The sequence below is a fragment of the Hymenobacter sp. PAMC 26628 genome, assembly GCF_001562275.1.
Taxonomy (GTDB): Bacteria; Bacteroidota; Bacteroidia; order Cytophagales; family Hymenobacteraceae; genus Hymenobacter.
Genome location: NZ_CP014304.1, coordinates 3,177,465 through 3,200,571 on the forward strand (window position 1 = coordinate 3,177,465; position 23,107 = coordinate 3,200,571).

A 23,107-nucleotide genomic window follows, 5' to 3' on the forward strand; every position below is an offset into this window, starting at 1 on the left:
TAATTAGTTGAGCAGCAGAGATGCTTCGACTCCGCTGCGCTGCGCTCAGCATGACGGCCTTATTCAGCATGACGGCCTGGGGCCCTATAACTTTCCCTCATTCTCCACATTCTCACACCTCCCACATTTCCACATCCTTCTACCTCCCCACATTTTCACATTCCTCACATCCTAAAACTCTTACCCCTTTGAAAAGACGCGACTTTGTGGGACTCACCAGCCTGGCGGCCGGGGCCCTGTATTTGCCCAGCATCCCCGGCTTCGGCAACGGGATGCTCGTCGACCCCGCGCAGCTGCTGGAGCCGGGCCTGGACGTGGCCCAGAAAAAGCGCCTGGCCGACGCGGCCCTGAACGCCGCCAAAAGCGCCGGCGCCAGCTACGCCGACGTGCGCATCCAGCGCACCCTCAACCAAAGCATCTTCACCCGCGAAAAGCAGGTGCAGAACATCGGCAGCACCGAAACCATGGGGGTGGGCATCCGCGTGATTGCCAACGGCACCTGGGGCTTTGCCGCCACCAACAACATGACCGAGGCGGCCATTGCCAGTACGGCCCAGCTGGCGGTTGCCATCGCCAAGGCCAACAGCAAGGTGCAAAAGGAAAAGGTGCAGCTGGCCGCGCAAAAGGGCTACGGGGAGGTGAGCTGGAAAACGCCCATCCAGCAGAACGCGCTCGAAGTGCCCATCAAACAGAAGGTGGACTTGCTGCTGGCCGCCAACGCCGCGGCCCTGGACAATGGCGCGTCGTTCGTGAACTCGGCCCTGTTCCAAATCAATGAGCAGAAGTACTTTGCCAGCACCGACGGCTCCTACATCGACCAGGACATCCACCGCATCTACCCCACGTTTGGCGTGACGGTGGTGGACCGCGCCAGCGGCAAGTTCCGCTCGCGGCAGGCCCTGAGCCAGCCCATGGGCCTGGGCTACGAGTACCTCACGCCCAAGGCCGCCGACAAGGTGGCCGGCCCGGCGGGCTCCGACGTTGTGGGCTATAAAAACAGCTACGACATGCTGGAAGACGCCGCCCGGGCCGCCAAGCAAACCAAGCAGAAGCTGACGTGCAAAAGCGTGACGCCGGGCAAGTACGACCTCGTGCTTGACCCCGGCCACCTGGGCCTCACCATCCACGAGAGCGTGGGCCACCCGCTCGAACTCGACCGCGTGCTGGGCTACGAGGCCAACTACGCCGGCACCAGCTTCGCCACCCTGGCGTGGAAAGCCAAGGGCCTGCCCTACGGCTCGAAGCAAGTCAACATCGTGGCCGACAAGCTGCAACCCGGCTCGCTGGGGGCCGTGGGCTATGATGACGAGGGCGTCAAGTGCAAGGAGTGGGACCTTATCAAGGAGGGCAAGCTGGTGAACTACGAGAAGATCCGCGACCAGGCGCACATCGTGGGCCAGAAGGAATCGGACGGCTGCTGCTACTCGCAGTCGTGGCAGGATGTGCAGTTCCAGCGCATGCCCAACGTGAGCCTGAAGCCCGGCGCCGCCAAAATGAGCGTGGACGAGCTGGTGAGTAAGGTCGACAAGGGCATCTACATCGCCGGCAACGGCTCGTTCAGCATCGACCAACAGCGCTACAACTTCCAGTTCGGCGGGCAGGTGTTCTACGCCATCGAGAAGGGCAAAATCACGGAAATGCTCGAAGACGTGGCCTACCAGGCCAACACCCAGGAATTCTGGGGCTCGTGCGCCGGCTCGTGCGACCAGTCGGACTACCGCCTGTTTGGCGCTTTCAACGACGGCAAGGGCCAGCCCTCGCAAAGCTCGGCCGTGAGCCACGGCTCGGCCACGACCCGCTTCACCGCCGTGAACGTGATTAACACCGGCCGCAAGCTGGGGTAGTTTTTTAATGTGGAAATAAGGAGAATGTGGAAATGTGATGGATGTGGCGAACGATTCAATGGCTAATGGCGGAGCAAAAGCCGACAACCCGGTGGTGCGGCTCTCCTTCGAGCTAGCACTGGCAGTGTTGGCTTATGTGGAGGAATTGGAAGCCGGGCGGCGCTACGTGGTGGCCCGCCAGCTGCTGCGGTGCGGCACTTCGGTGGGCGCCAACGTGCGCGAAGCACAGCACGCCGAAAGCCGGGCCGATTTTGTGCATAAGTGCAAAATCGCCGCCAAGGAAGCCGAGGAAACCGACTATTGGCTTCAGCTCTACCAGCACGCGCCCGCTTACCCCACGCCGCCCGCTCCACTCACCGAAACGCTGCTGAGCGTGCGCCGCTTGTTGGCCCGCATCATCATCTCCAGCAAAGCCAATGCCGCCTGAGGGCCCCACATTTCTCAATTTCTGCATTTCCACATTTCCCACATCTGCACATCTTCACATTTTATAAAATGGCTATCATTTCCAAAGACGACGCCCAAACCATCCTCAAAAAGGTGCTGAGCTTCAGCACCGCCGACGAGTGCGAGGCCAACCTCAGCGGCTCGCTCGAGGGCAACGTGCGCTCGGCGCGCAACGCCATCAGCACCTCCGGCATCACCGACAACGTGTCGTTGGCCGTCACCTCGTACTTCGGCCGGCGCAGCGGCACGGCTACTTGCAACCAGTTCGACGACGCTACCCTGCGCCGCTGCGTGCAGCGGGCCGAGGAAATTGCCCGCCTCGCCCCCGAAAGCCCCGAGTACCTGCCCCTGCTGGGGCCCCAGAGCTACACGGCCTCGCCCCTGTCGTTCGCCCAGGCCACGGCCGCCATCACCCCCGACTACCGGGCCCAGCAGGTGGCCACCAGCATGCAGTACTGCGACACCAAGAAGCTGAGCTCGGCCGGGTTCCTCAACGACTCGGCCGGCTTCGTGGCCAAGCGCAACAGCAAGGGCCTGGAAGCCTACCAACAAGTGTCGAACGTGGCCTTTTCCATTACCGTGCGCACGCCCGACGGCACGGGCTCGGGCTACGCCGCGACCGACTACACCGACGCCAGCAAGTTCGACGCCACGCGCCTGACCAAAGTGGCCGCCGACAAAGCCACTGCCTCGGTGGGCGCCAGAGCCATTGAGCCGGGCAAGTACACCGTCATCCTGGAGCCCAACGCCCTGGTGTCGAACACCGATGCTTCGCTGCTGGGGGCCCTAATGCGCTCGTTTGACGCGCGCTCGGCCGACGAGGGCCGCAGCTTCCTGAGCAAGAAGGGCGGCGGCAACCGCAAGGGCGAGAAGCTGTTCGACGAGAAGGTGACCATCTACTCCGACCCGACCAACCCCGAAATTGCCGACCTCACCTTCAGCGGCGACGGGCGCCCGCAGCAGCGCACCACCTGGATCGAGAAGGGCGTGGTGAAAAACCTGTACTCGTCGCGCTTCTGGGCCCAGAAGGCCGGCATCCCCGACCTGCCCAGCCCCAACGGCTTCATCATGGAAGGCGGCACCCAGAGCACCGCCGACCTCATCAAGGGCACGGCCAAGGGCATCCTGGTCACGCGCCTGTGGTACATCCGCCCCGTCGACCCCCAAACGCTGCTCTACACCGGCCTGACGCGCGACGGAACCTTCTACATCGAGAACGGCGCCATCAAGTTTCCGGTAAAGAACTTCCGCTTCAACGAGAGCCCCGTCATCATGCTCAACAACCTGGAGGCCATCGGCAAGCCCGTGCGCCTGGCCGGCAACCTGATTCCGCCGCTGAAAATCCGCGACTTCACCTTCACCAGCTTGTCGGACGCGGTGTAGCCAATGGGGGAATGGAGGAATGAGTGAATGGGTAAATGAGAGAGTAGACGGGCCCTAGAACGCCATGCCGAGCGCAGCCGAGGCATCTCGTGTGCAGCTGTAAACCAATCGATTGAGTTAGTAAAGCACGCGAGATGCCTCGGCTGCGCTCGGCATGACGGCCTTACAAGGCAAAAACCCTCATCCACCCATCCACCACCTCATTCACCCATTCGCTCATTCACCCATTCACCCATTCATTCATTGAATATGAAAAGACGCGACTTTGTGGGCTTGAGCGGCCTCGCCGCCGGGGCCCTGTTTTTGCCCAGCTTGCCCGGCTTCGGCCACACCCGCGTGGACCCCGCCCGCCTGCTGGAACCGGGGGCCGACGTGGCCCAGAAAAAACGCCTGGCCGACGCGGCCCTGAACGCCGCTAAGTCGGCCGGAGCCTCCTACGCCGACGTGCGCATCGGCCGCTACCTCAACCAGTACGTGTTCACCCGCGAGAAGCAGGTGCAGAACATCGTGAGCACCGAAAGCTACGGCGTGGGCATCCGGGTGCTGGTGGCGGGCTGCTGGGGCTTCGCCTCGACGAGCGTGGTGACCACCGACAGCATTGCCGCCACCGCCCAGCTGGCCGTGGCCATTGCCAAGGCCAACCACCTGGTGCAGAAGGAGCCCGTGCAGCTGGCTGCCCAGGCCGGCTACGGCGAAGTGAGCTGGAAAACGCCCATCCAGCAAAACGCCTTCGAGGTGCCCATCAAGCAGAAGGTGGACTTGCTGCTGGAAGCCAACGCCCGGGCCCTGGACGCGGGCGCCAGCTACATCGGCACCAGCCTGTTCCAGGTGAACGAGCAGAAGTACTTCGCCAGCACCGACGGCTCGTACATCGACCAGGACGTGCACCGCATCTGGCCCACCTTCAGCGTTACGGCCATCGACAAGGCCACGGGCAAGTTCCGCTCGCGTGAGGCGCTTAGCTCGCCCATGGGCCTGGGCTACGAGTACCTCACCCCCAGCGCCACCGAGCAGGTGCGGGGCCCCGCCGGCACCGAGCTGGTGGGCTACAAGCTGCGCTACGACATCCTCGCCGACGCCGCCCTGGCCGGCAAGCAGGCCAAAGCCAAGCTCACCATGAAGTCGGTGACGCCCGGTAAGTACGACCTCGTGCTCGACCCCGGCCACCTGGGCCTCACCATCCACGAGAGCGTGGGCCACCCGCTCGAACTCGACCGCGTACTGGGCTACGAGGCCAACTACGCCGGCACCAGCTTCGCCACCCTGGCGTGGAAAGCCAAGGGCCTGCCCTACGGCTCGAAGCAAGTCAACATCGTGGCCGACAAGCTGCAACCCGGCTCCGTGGGGGCCGTGGGTTACGACGACGAGGGCGTGAAAACCGGCCGCTGGGACCTCATCAAGGAGGGCAAGCTGGTGAACTACGAGAAGATTCGTGACCAGGCGCACATCGTGGGCCAGAAGGCCTCCGACGGCTGCTGCTACGCTGATTCGTGGAGCAGCGTGCAGTTCCAGCGCATGCCCAACGTGAGCCTGCAGCCGGGCGCCGCCAAAATGAGCGTCGACGACATGATCAAAGGGGTCGACAAGGGCATTTACATTGCTGGGGCGGGCTCATTTTCCATTGACCAGCAGCGATTTAATTTTCAATTTGGCGGCCAGATGTTCTACGCCATTGAGAAGGGCCAGATTACGGGGCCCCTGGAAGACGTGGCGTACCAGTCGAACACCCAGGAATTCTGGGGCTCGTGCGCCGGCTCGTGCGACCAGTCGGACTATCGCCTGTTTGGCACCTTCTTCGATGGCAAGGGCCAGCCGGCCCAGATTTCGGCGGTGAGCCACGGCTCGGCCACCACCCGCTTCAATGGCGTGAACGTCATCAACACGGCCCGCAAGATTGGGTAATTTTTAATGTGTGAGATGTGAAAGATGTGAAAAATTAGGGCCCCAAACGCCCCTTCATTCGGCCACGTCATTTTCACATTCTTCTCATTTCCAGATTTTCACATTCCAGAAATCATGCCCATTCTTTCCCAAACCGATGCCCAGGCCCTGCTCAAGCAAGTGCTGGGCTACAGCACGGCCGACGAGTGCGAGGCCTCGCTGAACGGGCGCACGAGCGGCAACATCCGCTACGCCCGCAACGGCGTGAGCACGGCCGGCGCCCAAGACACGATTTCGCTGGCCGTGGAGGCGCGCTTTGGCAAGCGCAGCGGCGTGGCCACCTGCAACGAGTTCGACGAGGCCACCCTGCGCCGCTGCGTGCAGCGGGCCGAGGAAATTGCCCGCCTCGCCCCCGAAAGCCCCGAGTACGTGCCCTTGTTGGGGCCCCAGACCTACCTCCAGCCACCCTCGGCGGCGCCTACGGTGCTCGCACCCGCCGCCCGCGCCCAGGCCGCGGCCGACAGCATCAACCTGTGCGTGGCCAAAAACCTGACCGCCGCGGGCTTCCTCGACGGCGGCACCAGCTTTGTGGCCAAGCGCAACAATAAGGGCCTCGACGCCTACCAGCAGTCCACCAACACCGACTTTTCGGTGACGGTGCGCACCGCCGACGGCCGCGGCTCAGGCTACGCCATTGCCGACGTGACGGACGCGGCCAAGCTGAATACCAAGGCGCTCACGCAGCGCGCGGCCGACAAAGCCGCCGGCTCGCTCAACGCCAAGGCCATTGAGCCGGGCAAGTACACCGTCATCCTGGAGCCGGCCGCGCTGATGGCCGGCGACGACCTTTCGCTGCTCGGCGGCCTGTTGTATGGCATGGGGGCCCGCGAGGCCGATGAGGGGCGCAGCTTCCTCACCAAGAAGGGCGGCGGCAACCGCAAGGGCGAGAAGCTGTTCGACGACAAGGTGACCATCTACTCCGACCCGATGAACGCGGAGGTGCCCGGCAATGCCTTCGACGGCGACGGCCTGCCCACGCAGCGCATGAGCTGGGTGGAGAAGGGCGTGGTGAAAAACATGCTGTATTCGCGCTACTGGGCCCAGAAAAACAACGTGCCCGCCACGGCTTTCCCCAGCGGCTTCATCATGAGCGGTGGCACGCAAAGCACCGCGGAGCTCATCAAGGGCACCGCCAAGGGCATCTTAATCACGCGTTTGTGGTACATCCGCGAGGTCGATCCGCAGACGCTGCTCTACACCGGCCTCACGCGCGACGGCACGTTCTACATCGAGAACGGCGCCATCAAGTTCCCCATCAAGAACATGCGCTTCAACGAGAGCCCCATCATCATGCTCAACAACCTCGAAGCCATCGGCCGGCCCCAACGCTTGGCCGGCTGCCTCGTGCCGCCCCTGAAAATCAGGGATTTCACCTTCACCAGCTTATCGGATGCCGTATAAACGACTGTAGCGTGGACTCTGCGAGTCCGCGCGTTGAACGATTGCAGCGGCACCGTTCAACGCGCGGACTCGCAGAGTCCACGCTACAAGTTGGTTACTTGCCGAACTGGATGCCGGCGTAAGCCTGGAACACGCGGTTTTGCAGCTTCGGGTCGTTGATGCCGGTGAGGCTGCGGGCGTCGTTGATGTCGTTGAGGCCCGCCACGAGGCGGGCCCCCAGTGTGAGGTTGCCCAGTTTGAGGCCCGCGCCACCGGCCACGCTGAGGTCGGTTTTCTTGTACTGGTCCTTCACGTTCTGGCCGTCCACGTTGGCGTAGGCCGCCGAGCCGCTGGTGCCGCTGATTTCCACCTGGCCGTTGCGGGTCGCGTCCACAAGCAGGCCGAACTGCGGGCCGGCCTCTACAAACACAGGGCCCAGCGTGACCTTGAGCAACACCGGCACCGAGAAGTAGTGCAGCTTGGTGTCGTAGTCGGTGAAGGCGCCCTTCAGGTTGCCGCCCTGCTGCGAATACTGGATTTCGGGCTGAATGGACAGGGGCCCAATAAGCTTGCCCTGGAAGATGAGGCCGACGTGGTAGTACGTTTTGTACGACGACGATTCGCCATCGCGGCCCCGCAGCTCGGCCGCGTTGATGCCGGCCTTGACGCCGAACTGGGCCTGGGCCTTGGGGGCAAATGCCACCGCCAGGGCGGCGGCGAGGGGGAAAGCTAGCAATTTCATAACCGGTTCGAAATAGAATAATGAGGGGATGAATGGCGCAAAAATAGGCCCCGGCCAGGCGCCACGAACGCCAACGCAGCCCGCCCCCGAAAGTTGTGCCGGGGCCCTGAATGGGCCCGCGCCAATGGCCGCCCCGCCGCCGGCCCACCCGGGGCCCCGGCGGTAAATTTTCGGGCCAGGGGCCCTAAAATGCTGAGCGTTGGCGCAACCCTGGCATTTTTCTGGTTTCATTTGGGAAGTTTATCCGTTCGCCTTTTTTTCCTGCATGCCGGTTCCCTTCACGTTTGTGCGCCTCAGCTACCACTCCGGCGATTGGGATGCGGTGGACGAGCGCATGCCCGCCAACCTGCTGCACTCGCTGGTGCAGTACACCAAAGTGCCCGTCGAGGCCAAGGAAAAAGTGGTGGCCCTCGACAGTCCCGCGCTGTTCGGCTACCCGTTTTGCTACCTGAGCGGGCACCGGCTGGTGCAGTTTTCGGCGGCCGAGAAAAAGAACTTCACCCAGTACGTGCGCAACGGCGGCTTCGTATTCGTCGACGACTGCAACCACGACATCGACGGCCTGTTTGCCCGCTCGTTTGAGGAGCAGATGCGCGTGTGCTTTGGGCCTCAGGCCCTGAAGAAAATCCCCAAAACCCACCCCATCTACTCGCAGTTTTTCCAGTTCAAAGACGGGCCCCCGAACACGGGCTTCGAGCTGAACGGCTGGGGCGACGACCTCGTGCACGACTACCTCAAGGGCGTCGAAATCAAGGGCCGGCTGGGCGTGCTGTACTCCAACAAGGATTACGGCTGCGAGTGGGACTACGACTTCCGCAACAAGCGCTTTTTGGCCGAAGACAACACCAAGTTTGGGGTCAATATTTTGCTTTATGCGTTGACCTGATGGTAATTATGAGCAGTAAAGGCCGTCATGCAGCGCGCAGCGAAGCATCTTTTTCGCGTAACTAATTCTGATTACTGCCGCGGTAGAGATGCTTCGCTGCGCGCTGCATGACGGTCTAGATTGATTTTTTGAGTTGCCAATACCGCGTTTCCGCGTTTTCAACCCCGCCGTTCTTCTTTCTATCCGCGCCTGTTCCTTCGCATTTGATCTATTTTACATGACCGAACAAGACGTTAACACGTTGCTGGCCAAGCTGCCGGTGCTGAAGGCCGAAATTGGCAAAGTCATCGTGGGGCAGTCGGCGGTGCTCGACGAGGTGCTGGTGGCGCTGCTGGCCGGCGGCCACGCCCTGCTGGAGGGTGTGCCCGGCCTGGCCAAAACCCTGCTGGTACGCACCCTGGCCGCGGCCACCGATTTGCCGTTCCGCCGCATCCAGTTCACCCCCGACTTGATGCCCACCGACATCCTCGGCACCGAGGTGCTGGAGGAAGACCACGGCACGGGCCACCGCTCGTTCAAGTTCAACCCGGGGCCCATTTTCGCCAGCCTGGTGCTGGCCGACGAAATCAACCGCACGCCGCCCAAAACCCAGGCCGCCCTGCTGGAGGCCATGCAGGAAGGCCACGTGACCTACGCCGGCCAGGAGCACGCGCTGCCCAAACCGTTCTTTTTGCTGGCCACCCAAAACCCCATCGAGCAGAGCGGCACCTACCCGCTGCCCGAGGCCCAGCTCGACCGCTTTTTGTTGTACGTGCGCATCGGCTACCCCACCGAGCAGGAGGAAATGGCCGTGCTGAGCGGCACCACCGGCACCGCCGGGGCCCAGGTGCGCCCGGTGCTGGGGGGAGACGACGTGCGCCAGCTCCAGCAGCTGGTGCGCCAGGTGGGCCTCAGCCCCGAGCTGCTCGGCTTCGTGAACCGGCTGGTGCGCGCCACCCGCCCGGCCACGTCGGAGGTGAAGTTCATCCAGGACTACGGCCGCTGGGGCGCGGGGCCCCGGGCCGGCCAGGCACTCATCCTCTGCGCCAAAGCCCGGGCCCTATTGCAAGGCCGCTTCGCCGCCACCCTGGAGGATATCCGGGCCCTGGCCCCGCCCGTACTGCGCCACCGCGTGCTGCTGAACTTCAACGCCGAAGCAGAGAATTTGACACCCGACGACGCGGTGGAAGCGTTGCTAAAAGCGGTGCAGGTGTAGCGTGCTGTAGCGCGGACGCTGCGAGTCCGCGCGGTTGAGCGGTAATCGTTGTGCAAACAGAACGTCATGCTGAGCGCAGCCGAAGCATCTCTCCCGCGGCAGTAATCATTGATTAGTTGAGCAGTAGAGGTGCTTCGCTGCGCGCTGCATGACGACCTGAGGGAATTAACCTGGGGGCCCTAAATCCAGCAATTAACAACGCACAACTAGCAACGAACAACTAAAGAATGCTCAGTCCCGAACTCCTGCACGCCTTGCGCAACCTGCCGCTAGCCGCCAAACGGGCGGCCGAGGGCTTCCTCGCGGGGGCCCACGCCAGCCGGCGGCACGGCGTGGGCATGGAGTTCAGCCAGTACCGGCCCTACCAGCCGGGCGACGACCTGCGGCGGCTCGACTGGCGCCTGGCGGCCCGCTCGGACCGCTACTACCTACGCGAATCGGAGGTGGACACCAGCCTGACCGTGCACCTACTGCTGGACGCCAGCGCCAGCATGAACCACCGCGACGCCAACGGCCTCACTAAGCTCGACTACGGCCGGCTGCTGCTGGGGGCCCTGGCTTACCTGGCCCAGCACCAGGGCGACGCCGTGGGCCTGACCATCCTCAGCCCCAGCGGCTTGCGCCACCTCCCGCCCCGGGCCGACGCCCGCCAGCTGCCGCGCCTCTACCACGCCCTCGAAACGGCCGACGCCGCCGGCACCTTCCCCGACGCGGCCACGCTGGCGCCCCTCACTGCCCGCCGCCAACGGGCCCTGACGGTGTGCGTGAGCGACTTGTACGAGGACGACGGCGAAATTAACCGCCTCCTCAAGCGCCTGCGCGCCGTGAGCGGCGAAGTGCTGCTGCTGCACTTAGTGGCCGACAATGAGCTGACCTTCAACTACCGCGGCGCCGTGACGCTGCGCGACCTCGAAACCGGCCAAACCCTGCAAATCGACGCCGACCAGCAGCGCGCCGCCTACCAAACCCAACTGCAAGCCTGGCTGGCCGACACCGCCCAAGCCGCCCGCCGCCAGGGCTTCGACTACCACTTGCTGAACACCGCCGCGCCACTCGACGGGGCCCTGCGCGAGTTTTTGCGGCGCCGGGCAAGTTGATTATTGTCATTCCGAACGAAGAGAAAAATCTGGACTACTTCCCCGCCCAGTTGAATTCAGATTCCTCTCTTCGTTCGGAATGACAGCTGAACAGCCAAAACCCATAACAACAAGAGAATTTGCTCACCTTCACCTCCCCTTCTGCGCTGCTGGCTTTGCTGGGTCTACTGGTGCCGCTGGCCATCTACCTCTGGAACCGGCGGCCAGGGCCCGAGGTAGCGGTGGGCAGCTTGCGCTGGCTGGCCGCGGGCGCCAACCGCCGCCTGCGCAACCTGAAGCCCGAGCAGCTGGCGCTGCTGCTGCTGCGCGCCGCCGTGCTGGGGGCCCTGGCGGTGGCGGTGGCCGGCCCGGCGTGGCGGCAGGCGCGCCCGGCCGGCCGCGGCCAGGTGCTGGTAGGCCCCGAGCTGGCCGGCACCCCGGCGCTAGCCGCCGCCCGCCCAGGGCTCGACTCGCTGCGCCGCCGCGGCTACGCCCTGCGCTGGCTGGCGCCCGGCCTGCCGGCGGTAGCGGCCGATTCGCTGGGCCGCTACCGGGGCCCGGCAGCGGGTGACTTTGCCTGGGCGCGGGTGCAGCAGGCGGTGGATTCGTTTCCCGGGCAGCCGCTGCGCGTATTGGTAGCCAGCACGTTGCGCGGCTTGCAGGGGCCCCACCCGCCGCTGCCCGCTGCCGTGCGCTGGCAGCTGCTGAACCCGGCCGTTCCAGAAGCTACTTGGCTGGCCGAAGCAGCTGGCACCCCCGATAGCCTGCGCCTGCTGGTGGGCCGCAGCATCGCCACCCAAACCACTTTCCTGACGCTGGCCGTGGCCCGCCCGGCCGGCGGCGCGCCGCTGCGCGCGCCGGGCCTGGGGCCCCTGCGCTACCTTACCGCCGCCGACGGCACCGGCCAGCTGCGGCCCGATTCCGCCGCCCAGGGCCCCGGCCTCGCCGTGGCGGGGCCCCTGCGCGCCGTGCTGTACGCCACGCCCGGCCACGCCGAAGAGGCCCGCTACCTGCGGGCTGCGCTGCAAGCGGCCGCCCTGGGGCTGGCCGTGCCGTTGCAGTTGGCTACTACCACGGCCGCGCCAGCCCCAGCAGCCGGTGTTGAATGGCTGTTTTGGCTTTCCGATGCGCCCGTACCGGCTGCTTGGCGGGCCGCGGCGGCGCGGGGCGTACACGTGTGGCAAGCCGCCGCGGGGCCCGGCGCCGCCGACACTGCCCGGTTGGTGGCCCCGGCCGCCGGGGCCGCAGCCGTCGCGCTGTTTCGGCGCGCCCAAGGGCCCGCGCTAGCCGGCGGCGCACCGCTGTGGGCCGATGGCCGGGGCCGGCCGGTATTGGTGCGGCAAGCCGTGGGCCAGGGGGCTTTGTACCAGCTCACGACCCGCTTGCAACCCGCCTGGAGCGAGCTGGCTGATAGCCCGGCCTTACCCGCCTTGCTGCTGGAAGTGCTCCGCCCCGGGCCCGCGGCCGATGCCCCGGCGGCCCTCGACGCCCACGATCAGCGTCGCTTCGACCCTGCCCAGCTGTCCGTCGCCCTGGGGCCCCGAATAGCGGCTAGTAGCCTGCCCGTCACCGCTTTTACTTTCGCTGATTTGCGGCCGTGGCTGGTGCTGCTGGCCACATTGTTGTTCGCCGTGGAGCGCTGGGTGGCCCGGCGCACGGCCGCCTCATCCTCAACTTCCGCCGCATGACGCCCACTGCTTCCGTTGCCGAAACGCCCGCGCTGGCCGCGTCGCGCCACCAGCTGGGGGCCCTGGGCCGCCGCTACGCGCTGCGCCGGGCCGCCGCCTTGCTGCTGCCGGCGCTGGCCGGGGCCCTGCTGCTGGCCGGCCTGGCCCGGCACTGGCCCGGCGCCACGTGGCCGCTGGCGGGCCTGGCAATCATTATATTAGGCTTTGCCGCGTGGCACCTGGCGCCGCTGGGGCCCCTGCCCGCCGCCGCCGTGGCCCGCCGCCTCGACCGCTGCTACCCCGCCCTCGAAGACAGCACCGGCCTGCTCCTGCTACCCACCGAAACCTGAGCTTGCTGGAGCAATTCCAGCAGCAGCGCGTGGCCGGGCGCTTTACGCAACTTGCTGAGGGCAAAGAACAATTGTTGCCCGTTGACTTCCGCCGGCCGGGCCTGCTGGCCCTGGGGCTGCTAGTGGCCGGGGCCGCCGCCTGGGCCTGGCCAGCGGCGGGGCCCCAGGCGGTAGCGCCGGCCGCCGTACCTGTGCACTTCAACGCGCCGCCGGTCCGGCCGGGGGCCCCCGCGCCGGCCCGCCTCCTCGAAACCCAGCTGCTGGTGACGCCCCCGGCCTACACCCGGCGGGCGGCGTTTGCCCCGGCGCAGGCGTCGTTTCGGTGCCCGCAGGGAGCACGGGTGCGCTGGCGGGTGCGCGTGAGCCGGCCGGTGGCCGGTGGGGCCCCGGTACTGGAGATGGGCGGGCGCCGGGTGGCCTTCCGGCCGGTGGCGGGCGCGGCCAATATGTTTGAGGCCGAACAGGTTATGAACGCCTCGGCGCTGTACCGGCTGCGGTTTGCGGGCACCGTGTCCGACGACTACGCCATCGACGTGCAGGCCGACCAAGCGCCCGCGGTGCGCATCCTCACGCCCAAAGCCTACACGCTGGTGCCCGCCCGTGGGGCCCGGCCCGAGGTGCCGGTGCGCGCCCTGCTGCGCGACGACTACGGGTTGAGCCGCGCCGAGCTGGTCATCACCGTGGCCCAGGGCGCGGGCGAGGCGGTGAAATTTCGCGAAGTGCGGCGCGACCTGAGCACGGCCCTGGGGGCCCTGCCGGCGCAAGCCACGGTGGGCAGCCTGCTCAATTTGAAGCAGTTGGGCCTGACTTATGGCGACGAGCTGTACTTCTACATTTCGGCCCGCGACAACAACGGCCACAACGCCCGCTCCGACGCCTACCTGGTGCAGTGGCAGGACACCGCCCAGGCCGCCGGCGTGTCGGGCCTGATGGGGGGCCCCAAGGTGGCCCCGGCGTATTTCCGCAGCCAGCGCCAGCTCATCATCGACACCCAGAAGCTGCTGGCGGATCGTAAAAAACTCACGCCAAGCGAATTGACCAGCCGTGCCAACGAGCTGGGAGCCGACCAGCAGGCGCTGCGCCTGCGCTACGGCAAGTTCATGGGCGAGGAGCTGGAGCCCGGCCTGGGCGTGACGGCGGGCCCCGAAACCGAAGCCCAGCCCGCGCCCCGCGCCGAGTCGCACGCGCCCATTGCGGAGGACGACGACACGCCCGCGCCCGCCGCCGCGCCGGCCGCGGGCCACGACGACCACGACCACGAGGCCAGCGCGCCGATGGGTGGCAACGCCTCACCCACGGCCGAAACCGACGCCCTGCTCCAGCCCTACATCCACAAGCACGACGACGCGGAAACCGCTGATTTCCTGGAGCCCGCCGTGAAAACCAAGCTGCGCGCCGTGCTCGACCAGATGTGGGCCGCCGAGCTGCGCCTGCGCACCGCCCAGCCCGCCGCCGCCCTGCCCTACGAGTACCGGGCCCTGCGCCTGCTCAAGCAAGTGCAGCAGCAAACCCGCGCCTTCGTCAAGAAAGCCGGCTTCGCCCCGCCGGCCGCGCCCGAGCCCAACCTGCGCCTCACCGGCGACCTGAAGGGCGCGGCCGCCCCGCATTTGCAGGCGCAGGTGCCCGCGCCCGCTGCCCAGCCCGCCGTGCGCGGGGCCCTGGCCTGGCTGGCCGCCAGCGCCGCCGGCCAGCCCGCCCGCCCCGCCGACGCCCGCCTGCTAGAGTCCGCCGGCGCCGCCCTGGCCCAGGCTGCCGTGCAGCAGCCGGGGGCCTACCTCGCCGCCCTGCGCGACCTCCGCCGCTTGCTCAGCGACGTGCGCGCCGCCCGCCCGCCCTGCCCCGACTGCCGCCGCACGGTGGCCCGCGCCCTCACCGACCTGCTGCCCCCGCCCCCGCCCGCCGACGCGGCCCCGCCTGCCCCCGACCGGCTGGCGCGGCGCTATTTCCAGAATTTAAGCCGTTGATTGCTTGGCCATTCCTTCCCCGACGTTGATTTATAACGGCCTGGCCGGCGCGTGCCTGCTACTGGGCCTCGGGCTGGTGGCGGCCGCCTGGCGCCGCCCCAGCCGCCGCCAGCGCGGCCTGCGGACGCTGGCCGGGGCCCTGGCGGCGGCGGCCCTGTGGCTCGCGGCCTACCCGCCGCGCCGCGCCGTGCCCGCCGCCCGCGCCGAGGCCATCGTGCTGACGCCCGGCTACCAGCCCGATACGCTGGCTCAGCTGCGGCGCCAACTCGGGGCCGGCACGCCCGTGTGGCGCTACGCCGGGGCCCCAGGCCCGGCCGGCGCCCGGCCGCTGGGCAGCCTGCTGGCCCTGGCCGAGCAGCGCCCGGCTTTGCGCCGCGTGCACGTGCTGGGCCAGGGCCTGCCCGCTGCTGCGCTGCCGCAACTGGGGGCCCTGGCGGTGCAGACGCACGTCGCGCCGGCCTTTTTGGGTTTTGCCACGGCCACCTGGCCACAACTTGTGCGGCTGGGCGAGCCGCTACTCGTGGAAGGCACCGCGGCCACGCCCGCTGGGGCCCCGGCGTGGGTGAGCCTGCGCGCCGACGGCGCCGGGCGCGACTCGGTGCGGGTGCCGGCCGGTGGCGGGCCGTTTCGGCTGCGCTACCAGCCCAAGGCGGCCGGGCTGGCGCGCTACCAGCTGGTGCTGCGCCAAGCTGGCCACGCCGCCTGGGCCGAGCCGGTGCCGCTGGAAGTGGCCGCCGCGCTGCACCCGCCGGTGCTGCTGCTGAGCGCCGCGCCGTCGTTCGAGTTTAAGTTTTTGAAGAACCACCTCGCCGGGCAGCCGCGGGCCGTGGCCGTGCGCACGGGCGTGAGCCGGGGCCTGACGCAAACCGAATTCCTCAACCAGCCCGCCCAGGCCCTCGACCGCCTCACGCCCGCCCTGTTGGCCCGCTACGCCGTGGTGGTGGCCGACGCCGGCACGCTCGCCAGCCTATCGGCCGCCGAAAGCCAGGCCCTGCGCGGGGCCCTGCAAGCCGGCCACCTGGGCCTGGTACTACTGGCCGATGCCGCGCCGCTGCCCGCCGCCACGCCCGCGCGGGCCGATTTTGCCGTGGTGCCGCGCCCCGCGGCGGCGGTGCCTCAGTTGCTGACGTGGCCCGATGCGCCCGCGGCCGTGCGGGCCCCGCTGCCCGCCACGCTGCGCCCCGGTACCGCGCTCCAGCCGCTGGTGCAGGGCCCCGGCGCGGCGCTGGTGGCCGCCAAGCGGCGCTTCGGGCTGGGCGCGGTGGTGGTGTCGGTGGTGCCCGAAACCTTCCGCTGGGCCCTGCAAGGGCAGGACGCCGTTTATGCTTCGTTTTGGAACCGGCTGCTGGCGGCGGCCACGCCGGCCGCACCAACCGCCGCCACCTGGCGCGTAGCCACGGCCTGGCCCAAAGCGCAGGAGGCCACGGTGTTGCAGCTGGAAACGGGCGCTTTTCCAACTGCGCCGCCCACCGTGCATGCGCTGGCTGGGGGCCCCAGCGTGGCCCTGCCGCTGCGCCAAGACCCGCGCCTGCCCGAGTGGAGCACCGCCGTGTTCTGGCCCGCCGCGGCCGGCTGGCACCAAGTGCAGGGCCCCGGCAAAACCAGTTTTGCGTTCTACGTTTTCGGGCCCGACGACTGGCAGGGCCCCGCGGCCCGGCAGCGCCAGCTGGCCGCCGCGCAGCGCGCCAACGCTGCTCCCGCCGCTGCGCCCACCACGGCCAATGAGGTGCGGGAGTCCTGGCCAGCGGGCTGGTTTTTTTGCCTGTTCCTGCTGGCAGCGGGGTACTTGTGGTTGGAAGAGAAGCTATAAAAAAGCCGCTGCCCGGCAACGGTAAAGTTACTGAACAGCGGCTGGGCTGAGGTGTGGGGCCCTAGAAATCCGTGGGCTCGCCGAGGTAGGCGAAGTCGTCGATTTCCTTGAGGAGGCCCTGGAATTTCTGGCGGGTCAGCTTGTAGGCAAACGCGCCCAGCAGCAGGTGCACGGGCGGATTGGGCAGGCGCACGAGCTGGTACATGGCCTCGGCAGCCTTCACGGGGTCGCCGGCCTGGTTGCCGTCGCGGCCCAGCGAGGCTTTCAGGCCCTCGCCTACAGTAGCCTGGTAGTCAGCAATTTTGGTTTCGGTGTAGGTGGCCGAAACCCCGGCCCAGTTGGTGCGGAACGGGCCCGGCTCCACGTTGGTAACGTGGATGCCCAGGGGCCCCAGCGGCGCGGCCAGCGACTCGCCCAGGCCTTCGAGGGCGAACTTCGAGCCGTTGTAGATGCCGGCGTGGGCCATGCCGATCAGCCCGCCCACGGAGGTGATGTTGAGGATGTTGCCCGATTTTTGCGCCCGCAGGTGCGGCAGCACGGCCCGCACCAGGCGCAGGGGCCCAAACACGTTCACGTCGAACTGGCGCTGCACTTCTTCCTCCAATACTTCTTCGATGCTGCCCAGCGAGCCGTAGCCGGCATTGTTCACCAGCACGTCGATGCGCCCAAAAGCGTCCACGCTTTGCTGCACGGCGGCGGCGATTTGCGCGGCGTCGGTGACGTCAACCAGTACGCCCAGGGCTTGGCCGGGGGCTTTTTTCGTGAATTCGTCGGCTTGCGCGGGCTGCCGGAACGTGGCCGCTACCCGGTCGCCTTTCTCCAGCAAGTACGTGGCCAGTGCCTCGCCCAACCCGGTGGAGGCGCCGGTAATAAACCAATTTTTGTTGCTTCGAGCATGATAAATTTGCTTGAAATGGAAGCCGTAAGACGCTTCCATGGCCCGAATTGTTCGGCGGCAGCATCACCCACGTAGCCTCATAGGCAACCGATTAGCCACCGGCCATGCTCCTCTAGGGTCCGCGCAGCCGCAGCATCTCTCCCGCTGAACTACTCCAATCGGCTGGTTGGTCAGCGGGAGAGATGCTGCGACCGCGCGGACGCCAGATGCGCATGGCCGTTTTATTTTAACAACTTAATACGGATGGCTGGCGGTAGTTTCGGGGATGACCACGAGGTAATCGTAGCCCAGCAGCACGCGCTGCACGGGTTGGCCCACTACTAGCTTGCCCGCGCTGAGGGCCCGGCGGGCGGGGCGCAGGTCCACCACGTTCCAGGCGGGGCCGGTGGTTTGGTCGAAGAAGGGCTTCAGGCGCGCGTTGTCGGCGGCGGAGTAAGGGGCGGCTTGGTTGCTACGGTCCAACTGATTTAGCGTACCCGCCCGCGTGCCTTGCTTGCCCACCACCTTCACGTGTAGCGACTGCTGGTTCTGGGCCTCGGCCAGGTCCTGGGCCAGGTTGCCCACGTCGTAAAACTCGCCGAACGTAACCGGGCTAAGGCCCCGCGCTAGGTGGTTGGCGCCGAACTTGAACAGCACCTTGGGCAGCGGTGGGGCCCCGGCGGCCTGGTAGGGCGCCAGGGTGCGCAGCAGGGTGCGGCGCATCAGGTTCAGGCGTTCCTGGTGGCCGCCGGTGCCATGGATTTGGCTCTGGTAAATCCGGTAGCTCAGCACGTAGTCCTGCACCATTTGCCGTACTTCGGGGCCCTCCCGGCGGGTGGCGGCCACTAGGCTATCAACGGCCGCGGGCCGCTGCTCGGTCATACTGGACCGGTTCTTTTTTTCCCGCGCAAAGGCCTGGCCCTGGGCTTGGTACACGGCGGCCTGACGTTGCAAATAGGCTTTGGCGGCCTTGCCCTTGGCCAGCGCCGCCAGCCGGGCGTAGAAGCGGCCGGCGGTGGCCGCGTACACCTGGTCGAGCCCTACGACCTGCACGCGCCGGGCCCGCAGCGTCCGAATCAACTCAAATTCCTCGGCCCAGTTGTAGAAGCACAGCGCCTCGGGATACTGCTGGCTGTGGGCCGTGGGCAGGCCGGGCTGGGCCGCCAGGGCCGTAAGCTCGGCGGCCACGTAGGGGTCGATTTCGGCCACGAACACCGCCGGCCGCAGCACCTGCGCCACGGCCGCCGTGAAGCCCGGCACCTGGGCCAGGCCGTGGTCTTCGCCCACGAGCACGAACTGGCTTTGCTGGATGCTCTGCTGCAACTTATCCCAGCCCGCGCCGGCGAACTGGGCCCCGGCGGGCACCAGGGGGTACTGGTGCTGCCGAATGAGGCGCGTGAGGGTACTGTCCTGGGCGCGGGCGTGGCCGGCGGGCCACCAGGCCAGCAGCACCAGCAGCAGTGCGGGCAAAAAGCGAGAGCCCCCAGCGGGGACAGCGAGGCGCAAAAAAGGCGGCATGGGGCAGGCGAAGAGATGGTTGACGGGGCGAAGGTGCCCGGCCGGCCCAGCCCCCTGCAAAAATATTATCCCAACCGCCCCAAATTGGCTGTAACGCCGGGGCCCCCGGCCCGGTAACCGCGGCGGGCGGGTTGCTCCCGGGAAACCGGGCGTTGGGATAATAAACTACCGGCGGCGGTTCGACGCGGGTAGTTTTGGCCTGGCAACCACGTCCGCCGCTTTTCCCCTCCTTTCACCCTTTTACCTAACTATTTATGAAATTCTTCCGCCTGTTACTGCCGGCCCTGGTGCTGGGCACCGCCGTGGCCGCTGTGCCGCCCGCGGCCCCCATTGCCACCCCCGCGCCCGCCGCCCAGGAGGTGCGCGACGTGCCTGCCTTCACGCAGGTAAACCTGGCCACGTCGGTGGCCGTGGAGGTGCGGCAGGGCAGCCCGCAGCGAGTGGTGGTGGAGGGCGCGCCCGACGACCTGGCCGAGCTGCGCACCACCGTGGACGGCGGCCGCCTCATCATCGACACCAAATCGGGCTCCGATTGGAAAGCGTTCCTGCGCAACCATTCCAGCCTGGGCAACATGACCGTGCGCATCACCATGCCCACCATCAATGCCTTGTCGGTGAGCAGCTCCGGCTCGCTCAGGGCCCCCAGCGTGCGGGCCGAAAACCTAACCCTGGGCGTGAGCAGCTCGGGCTCGGTGGAGGTAGCGCAGGTGCAGGCCACCAACGTGCGGGCGGCGGTAAGCAGCTCGGGCCACCTCGGCATCGGCCAGCTGCAGGCCGCCGAGCTGCACTCGGCCCTGTCGAGCTCGGGCAGCATCAAGGTAGGGGGCGGCACCTGCCCGCGCCACGAGGTGGCCATCAGCGGCTCGGGCTCGGTAACGGCCCCCGATTTGCGGTCGGCCACCTGCGAGGCGCGCATCAGCAGCTCGGGCAGCTGCCGCGTGCAGGCCACCGAAACGCTCGACGCGCGCATCAGCGGCTCGGGCGGAGTCATCGTAACCGGCAACCCCAAAATCACGAGCCGCACCAGCGGCAGCGGCGGCGTGCGCCAAGGATAGGTTTTTAGTTGTTCGTTGTCAGTTGTTAGTTGTCAGTGAACTGAATGTCGTCAGTTCACCAGCAGGCCGTCATGCCGAGCGCAGCGAAGCATCTCTACCGCAGCAGTAACTATTGATTACTGGCGCAGTAAAGATGCTTCACGGCGCTCGGCATGATGGCCTGGCTATTACATGATATTCTAATCATTGACCATTCACTAACAACTGACAACGAGCAACCAACAACTAACCCTAAGAAGCTTGTTTTTGGGCGTGCCAGAGCACCAGCTGCCAGCCCTGGGGGTTTTTGATGTAGACCACCGCGTACTTGATGCGCGTGGTGAGGGGCTGGCCGTCGGGGCCGGGGCCCAAGTCGATGCGCACGGTGCCGTTCACGAGGGCCGTGCGCTCGTCGTTGTAGGGGCGGATGCTCAGGGCCTCGATGTCCACTTGGTCGTAGCGGCTCTGGCCGGCGCGGATGCTGGCGATGTAGCTCGCCTTGCTGTCCTGGTGGCCGTTGGAGTGGGTGTAGACGAGGTCGTCGGCGAAGATTTTTTCCAGCACGGCGTAATCCTTGGATATTTGCGCGGCGAAGCGCTGGCGTTCGAGCTGTTCAACTTCCTGAATGGCGGTCATCTTAAAAAGGGAAATGCGCCCGGCCAAACCGGCCGGGGCCCCGCAAAGAAACTACCCGTCCGGCTTCGCGCCCGTCCGCCCCATGCCGCACCTGCTGCTCATTCAATCGCCCGACGAGCCCGGGCTGATTTACAAAATCACCGCCGTGCTCTTCGCCCACGGCCTCAACATCTTGCGCAACGACGAGTTCGTGGAGCCCGCGGGCAACGTGTTTTTCATGCGCACCGAGTTTGCCGGCGCCTTCGACGCCGGGGCCCTGGGCGCGGCGCTGGCGGGGGCCCTGCCCGCCGCGGCCACCGTGCGCCTGAGCGACAACCGGCCCAAAGACGTGGTGCTGCTCGTCACCAAAGAGCACCATTGCCTGAGCGAGCTGCTGGTGCGCCACGCCTTCGGCGAGTTGAACGCCAACGTGTTGGCCGTCGTCAGCAACCACGAGGTGCTGGGGCCCCTCACGCGCCAGTTCGGCGTGCCCTTCCACTACCTGCCGCACGCGGGCCGCAGCCGCGCCGCGCACGAGGCCGAGGTACTGGCTGCGCTGGCCGGCTACCGGCCCGATTTGGTGGTGCTGGCCAAGTACATGCGCATCCTCTCGCCCGAATTTGTGGCGCCCTACGCCAATCGACTGGTCAACATCCACCACTCGTTTTTGCCGGCCTTCGTGGGGGCCAGCCCCTACGCCCAGGCCCACGCGCGGGGCGTGAAAATCATTGGCGCCACGGCCCACTTCGTGAACGAGCAGCTCGACGAGGGCCCCATCATCGCCCAGCGCGTCATCCCCACCGACCACACCCGCAGCGCCCGCGAAATGGCCCAGGCCGGCCGCGACGTGGAGAAGATTGTGCTGGCCCGCGCCCTGGAGCTGGTGCTCGACGAGCGGGTGTTTGTGCACCGCAACAAGACGGTTATTTTCGACTGACGGGCCGGGAAACTACTAGATAAACAAACATTTGTTAGTTAAATCTAGTAGCTTTGTTATCTCCCACCCACCCTGGCGCTTATGCTTTTCAACCCCGCGGCCGAGCGGATGCCCCTGCCCCGGCTGCGGGCCCTGCAAAACGAGCGCCTGCGCGCGCAGGTGGCCTACGTGCACGCCCGGGTGCCGTTCTACCGGCAGCGGCTGGCCGCGGCGGGCCTCACGCCCGCGGGCTTCCGCGGGCTGGAGGACCTGCCCAAGCTGGGCTTCACCAAGAAAACGGACTTTCGGGACAACTACCCCTTTGGCCTGTTTGCGGTGCCCGAGGCCGAGGTGGCGCGGCTGCACTGCTCCAGCGGCACCACGGGCAAGGCCACGGTGGTGGGCTACACCGCCGCCGACCTCGCCGTGTTTGCCGAGCTGGTGGCCCGCTCGCTGGCCGCCGCCGGCTGCCGGCCGGGCATGAAGGTGCAAAACGCCTACGGCTACGGCCTCTTCACCGGGGGCCTGGGCATCCACTACGGGGCCGAAAAGCTGGGGCTGACGGTCATCCCCGTGTCGGGCGGCAGCACCGACCGGCAGCTGCAACTGCTGCAAGACTTCCGGCCCGAAATCCTCTGCGCCACGCCTTCCTACGCCCAGGTGCTGGCCGAGGAAATCCAGCGCCGCGGCCTGGATATGGGGGCCCTCAACCTGCAATACGCCGTGCTGGGGGCCGAGCCCTGGACGGAGGCCATCCGCCAGCAAGTGCAGGCCGGGCTGCGGGTGGCGGCCACCAACATTTACGGGCTGAGTGAAATCATGGGCCCCGGTGTGTCGCAGGAAGAGGTGGACGAGCGCGGCACGGGCAGCTACGTGTGGGAAGACCACTTCTACCCCGAAATAGTGGACCGCCTCACCGGCGAGCCCCTCCCCCACGGCGCACCGGGCGTGCTGGTGCTCAGCACCCTGACCAAGCAGGCGCTGCCCATTTTGCGGTACTGGACGGGCGACATCACGCACCTCTCGTACGAGCATTCGGGCAAGCGCACCCACGTGAAAATGGGCCCCATTCAGGGGCGGGCCGACGACATGCTCATCATTCGGGGGGTCAATTTTTTCCCCACCCAAATTGAGGACCTGCTCCAGCACGCGGAGCACCTGAGCCCCTACTACCAGGTGGTGGCCACCCGCCGCGGCCGCCTCGACGAGGTGGCGGTGCACGTGGAAGTGGCCGCCGCCCTGTGGCAGGCCCTGGGCCTGGGGGCCCCCAGCGCCGCGCCGGGGCCGCCGCCCGAGACACTGGTGCGCGTGCAGGGCGCGCTGGCCAAAAAAATCAAGGACAACATCGGCCTCAGCATGGCCGTGCACCTGGTGGGCCCCGGCCAGCTGCCGCGCAGCGAGGGCGGCAAGCTCAACCGGGTGCAGGACCTGCGCCACCTCTAAGCCTGGGGCCCCTGAACAT

General features: G+C 67.0%; 19 protein-coding genes. 15 read left to right on the plus strand and 4 right to left on the minus strand.

Annotation, left to right across the window (positions count from 1 at the left end; translation table 11 throughout):
* Window positions 1–188 precede the first annotated feature (188 nt).
* From AXW84_RS13850 to AXW84_RS13870, 5 genes are all read left to right on the plus strand, one after another.
* Entirely contained in the window at window positions 189–1,844 is a 1,656-nt protein-coding gene (locus AXW84_RS13850) for a TldD/PmbA family protein (protein ID WP_068234284.1), read from the plus strand.
* Window positions 1,845–1,887: 43 nt separating this feature from the next.
* Window positions 1,888–2,271, plus strand: coding sequence for a four helix bundle protein (locus AXW84_RS13855; protein WP_236943124.1), 384 nt, complete (start codon window positions 1,888–1,890; stop codon window positions 2,269–2,271).
* Window positions 2,272–2,339: 68 nt separating this feature from the next.
* A complete protein-coding gene (locus tag AXW84_RS13860) occupies window positions 2,340–3,674 on the plus strand; it encodes a TldD/PmbA family protein (protein WP_068234286.1) in 1,335 nt (444 codons plus the stop codon).
* A 249-nt stretch (window positions 3,675–3,923) separates the two neighbouring features.
* Entirely contained in the window at window positions 3,924–5,576 is a 1,653-nt protein-coding gene (locus AXW84_RS13865) for a TldD/PmbA family protein (protein ID WP_068234289.1), read from the plus strand.
* Window positions 5,577–5,690: 114 nt separating this feature from the next.
* Complete coding sequence (locus AXW84_RS13870) at window positions 5,691–7,016, plus strand: TldD/PmbA family protein (RefSeq protein ID WP_068234292.1); 1,326 nt, start codon at window positions 5,691–5,693, stop codon at window positions 7,014–7,016.
* 94 nt (window positions 7,017–7,110) lie between these two features.
* On the opposite strand, the gene AXW84_RS13875 is transcribed toward AXW84_RS13870, so the two are convergent.
* Window positions 7,111–7,737: a porin family protein gene (locus AXW84_RS13875; RefSeq protein WP_068234295.1), complete on the minus strand. Its 627-nt coding sequence runs from the start codon at window positions 7,735–7,737 to the stop codon at window positions 7,111–7,113.
* A 265-nt stretch (window positions 7,738–8,002) separates the two neighbouring features.
* Between AXW84_RS13875 and AXW84_RS13880 the strand changes: the two genes are divergently transcribed.
* From AXW84_RS13880 to AXW84_RS13910, 7 genes are all read left to right on the plus strand, one after another.
* Complete coding sequence (locus AXW84_RS13880; protein WP_068234298.1) at window positions 8,003–8,623, plus strand: DUF4159 domain-containing protein; 621 nt, start codon at window positions 8,003–8,005, stop codon at window positions 8,621–8,623.
* Window positions 8,624–8,840: 217 nt separating this feature from the next.
* The gene (locus tag AXW84_RS13885) at window positions 8,841–9,818 is read left to right on the plus strand and encodes an AAA family ATPase (RefSeq protein ID WP_068234301.1); all 978 of its coding nucleotides are present in this window, start codon (window positions 8,841–8,843) and stop codon (window positions 9,816–9,818) included.
* Window positions 9,819–10,045: 227 nt separating this feature from the next.
* On the plus strand, window positions 10,046–10,915 hold the full coding sequence (locus tag AXW84_RS13890) for a DUF58 domain-containing protein (RefSeq protein WP_068234304.1): 870 nt from the start codon (window positions 10,046–10,048) through the stop codon (window positions 10,913–10,915).
* 119 nt (window positions 10,916–11,034) lie between these two features.
* Entirely contained in the window at window positions 11,035–12,582 is a 1,548-nt protein-coding gene (locus tag AXW84_RS13895) for a BatA domain-containing protein (protein ID WP_071891341.1), read from the plus strand.
* Window positions 12,579–12,911: a hypothetical protein gene (locus AXW84_RS25005; RefSeq protein ID WP_068234309.1), complete on the plus strand. Its 333-nt coding sequence runs from the start codon at window positions 12,579–12,581 to the stop codon at window positions 12,909–12,911. Before AXW84_RS13895 ends, AXW84_RS25005 begins: the two co-directional genes overlap by 4 nt.
* Before the next feature lie 2 nt (window positions 12,912–12,913).
* Window positions 12,914–14,875 (plus strand): DUF4175 family protein, encoded by a 1,962-nt coding sequence (locus tag AXW84_RS26310; RefSeq protein WP_068234311.1) that lies wholly within the window; start codon window positions 12,914–12,916, stop codon window positions 14,873–14,875.
* 4 nt (window positions 14,876–14,879) lie between these two features.
* The gene (locus AXW84_RS13910; RefSeq protein ID WP_157887022.1) at window positions 14,880–16,685 is read left to right on the plus strand and encodes a hypothetical protein; all 1,806 of its coding nucleotides are present in this window, start codon (window positions 14,880–14,882) and stop codon (window positions 16,683–16,685) included.
* A gap of 61 nt (window positions 16,686–16,746) precedes the next feature.
* Here AXW84_RS13910 and AXW84_RS13915 read toward each other — a convergent pair whose 3' ends face one another.
* Both AXW84_RS13915 and AXW84_RS13920 read right to left on the minus strand, forming a co-directional pair.
* A complete protein-coding gene (locus AXW84_RS13915) occupies window positions 16,747–17,622 on the minus strand; it encodes an oxidoreductase (protein WP_068234317.1) in 876 nt (291 codons plus the stop codon).
* A 195-nt stretch (window positions 17,623–17,817) separates the two neighbouring features.
* Window positions 17,818–19,080 (minus strand): hypothetical protein, encoded by a 1,263-nt coding sequence (locus tag AXW84_RS13920; protein ID WP_157887023.1) that lies wholly within the window; start codon window positions 19,078–19,080, stop codon window positions 17,818–17,820.
* Between the two features lie 254 nt (window positions 19,081–19,334).
* On the opposite strand from AXW84_RS13920, the gene AXW84_RS13925 reads away from it, so the two are divergent.
* Window positions 19,335–20,135: a head GIN domain-containing protein gene (locus AXW84_RS13925; protein WP_068234323.1), complete on the plus strand. Its 801-nt coding sequence runs from the start codon at window positions 19,335–19,337 to the stop codon at window positions 20,133–20,135.
* A 231-nt stretch (window positions 20,136–20,366) separates the two neighbouring features.
* Here the strand turns inward: AXW84_RS13925 and AXW84_RS13930 are convergent, their stop codons facing one another.
* Window positions 20,367–20,750: a nuclear transport factor 2 family protein gene (locus AXW84_RS13930; protein ID WP_068239426.1), complete on the minus strand. Its 384-nt coding sequence runs from the start codon at window positions 20,748–20,750 to the stop codon at window positions 20,367–20,369.
* Window positions 20,751–20,832: 82 nt separating this feature from the next.
* On the opposite strand from AXW84_RS13930, the gene purU reads away from it, so the two are divergent.
* Together purU and AXW84_RS13940 are read left to right on the plus strand one after the other, a co-directional pair.
* Window positions 20,833–21,666: a formyltetrahydrofolate deformylase gene (gene purU, locus AXW84_RS13935; protein ID WP_068239430.1), complete on the plus strand. Its 834-nt coding sequence runs from the start codon at window positions 20,833–20,835 to the stop codon at window positions 21,664–21,666.
* 81 nt (window positions 21,667–21,747) lie between these two features.
* On the plus strand, window positions 21,748–23,088 hold the full coding sequence (locus AXW84_RS13940) for a phenylacetate--CoA ligase (RefSeq protein ID WP_068234325.1): 1,341 nt from the start codon (window positions 21,748–21,750) through the stop codon (window positions 23,086–23,088).
* Window positions 23,089–23,107 lie beyond the last annotated feature (19 nt).

Coding starts and splice junctions, on each gene's coding strand:
- AXW84_RS13875 (WP_068234295.1), bottom strand. CDS start 7,737: ATGAAATTGCTAGCTTTCCCCCTCGCCGCCGCCCTGGCGGTGGCATTT.
- AXW84_RS13870 (WP_068234292.1), top strand. CDS start 5,691: ATGCCCATTCTTTCCCAAACCGATGCCCAGGCCCTGCTCAAGCAAGTG.
- AXW84_RS13930 (WP_068239426.1), bottom strand. CDS start 20,750: ATGACCGCCATTCAGGAAGTTGAACAGCTCGAACGCCAGCGCTTCGCC.
- AXW84_RS13920 (WP_157887023.1), bottom strand. CDS start 19,080: ATGCCGCCTTTTTTGCGCCTCGCTGTCCCCGCTGGGGGCTCTCGCTTT.
- AXW84_RS13940 (WP_068234325.1), top strand. CDS start 21,748: ATGCTTTTCAACCCCGCGGCCGAGCGGATGCCCCTGCCCCGGCTGCGG.
- AXW84_RS13880 (WP_068234298.1), top strand. CDS start 8,003: ATGCCGGTTCCCTTCACGTTTGTGCGCCTCAGCTACCACTCCGGCGAT.
- AXW84_RS13860 (WP_068234286.1), top strand. CDS start 2,340: ATGGCTATCATTTCCAAAGACGACGCCCAAACCATCCTCAAAAAGGTG.
- AXW84_RS13915 (WP_068234317.1), bottom strand. CDS start 17,622: ATGGAAGCGTCTTACGGCTTCCATTTCAAGCAAATTTATCATGCTCGA.
- AXW84_RS13885 (WP_068234301.1), top strand. CDS start 8,841: ATGACCGAACAAGACGTTAACACGTTGCTGGCCAAGCTGCCGGTGCTG.
- AXW84_RS13865 (WP_068234289.1), top strand. CDS start 3,924: ATGAAAAGACGCGACTTTGTGGGCTTGAGCGGCCTCGCCGCCGGGGCC.
- purU (WP_068239430.1), top strand. CDS start 20,833: ATGCCGCACCTGCTGCTCATTCAATCGCCCGACGAGCCCGGGCTGATT.
- AXW84_RS25005 (WP_068234309.1), top strand. CDS start 12,579: ATGACGCCCACTGCTTCCGTTGCCGAAACGCCCGCGCTGGCCGCGTCG.
- AXW84_RS13890 (WP_068234304.1), top strand. CDS start 10,046: ATGCTCAGTCCCGAACTCCTGCACGCCTTGCGCAACCTGCCGCTAGCC.
- AXW84_RS13925 (WP_068234323.1), top strand. CDS start 19,335: ATGAAATTCTTCCGCCTGTTACTGCCGGCCCTGGTGCTGGGCACCGCC.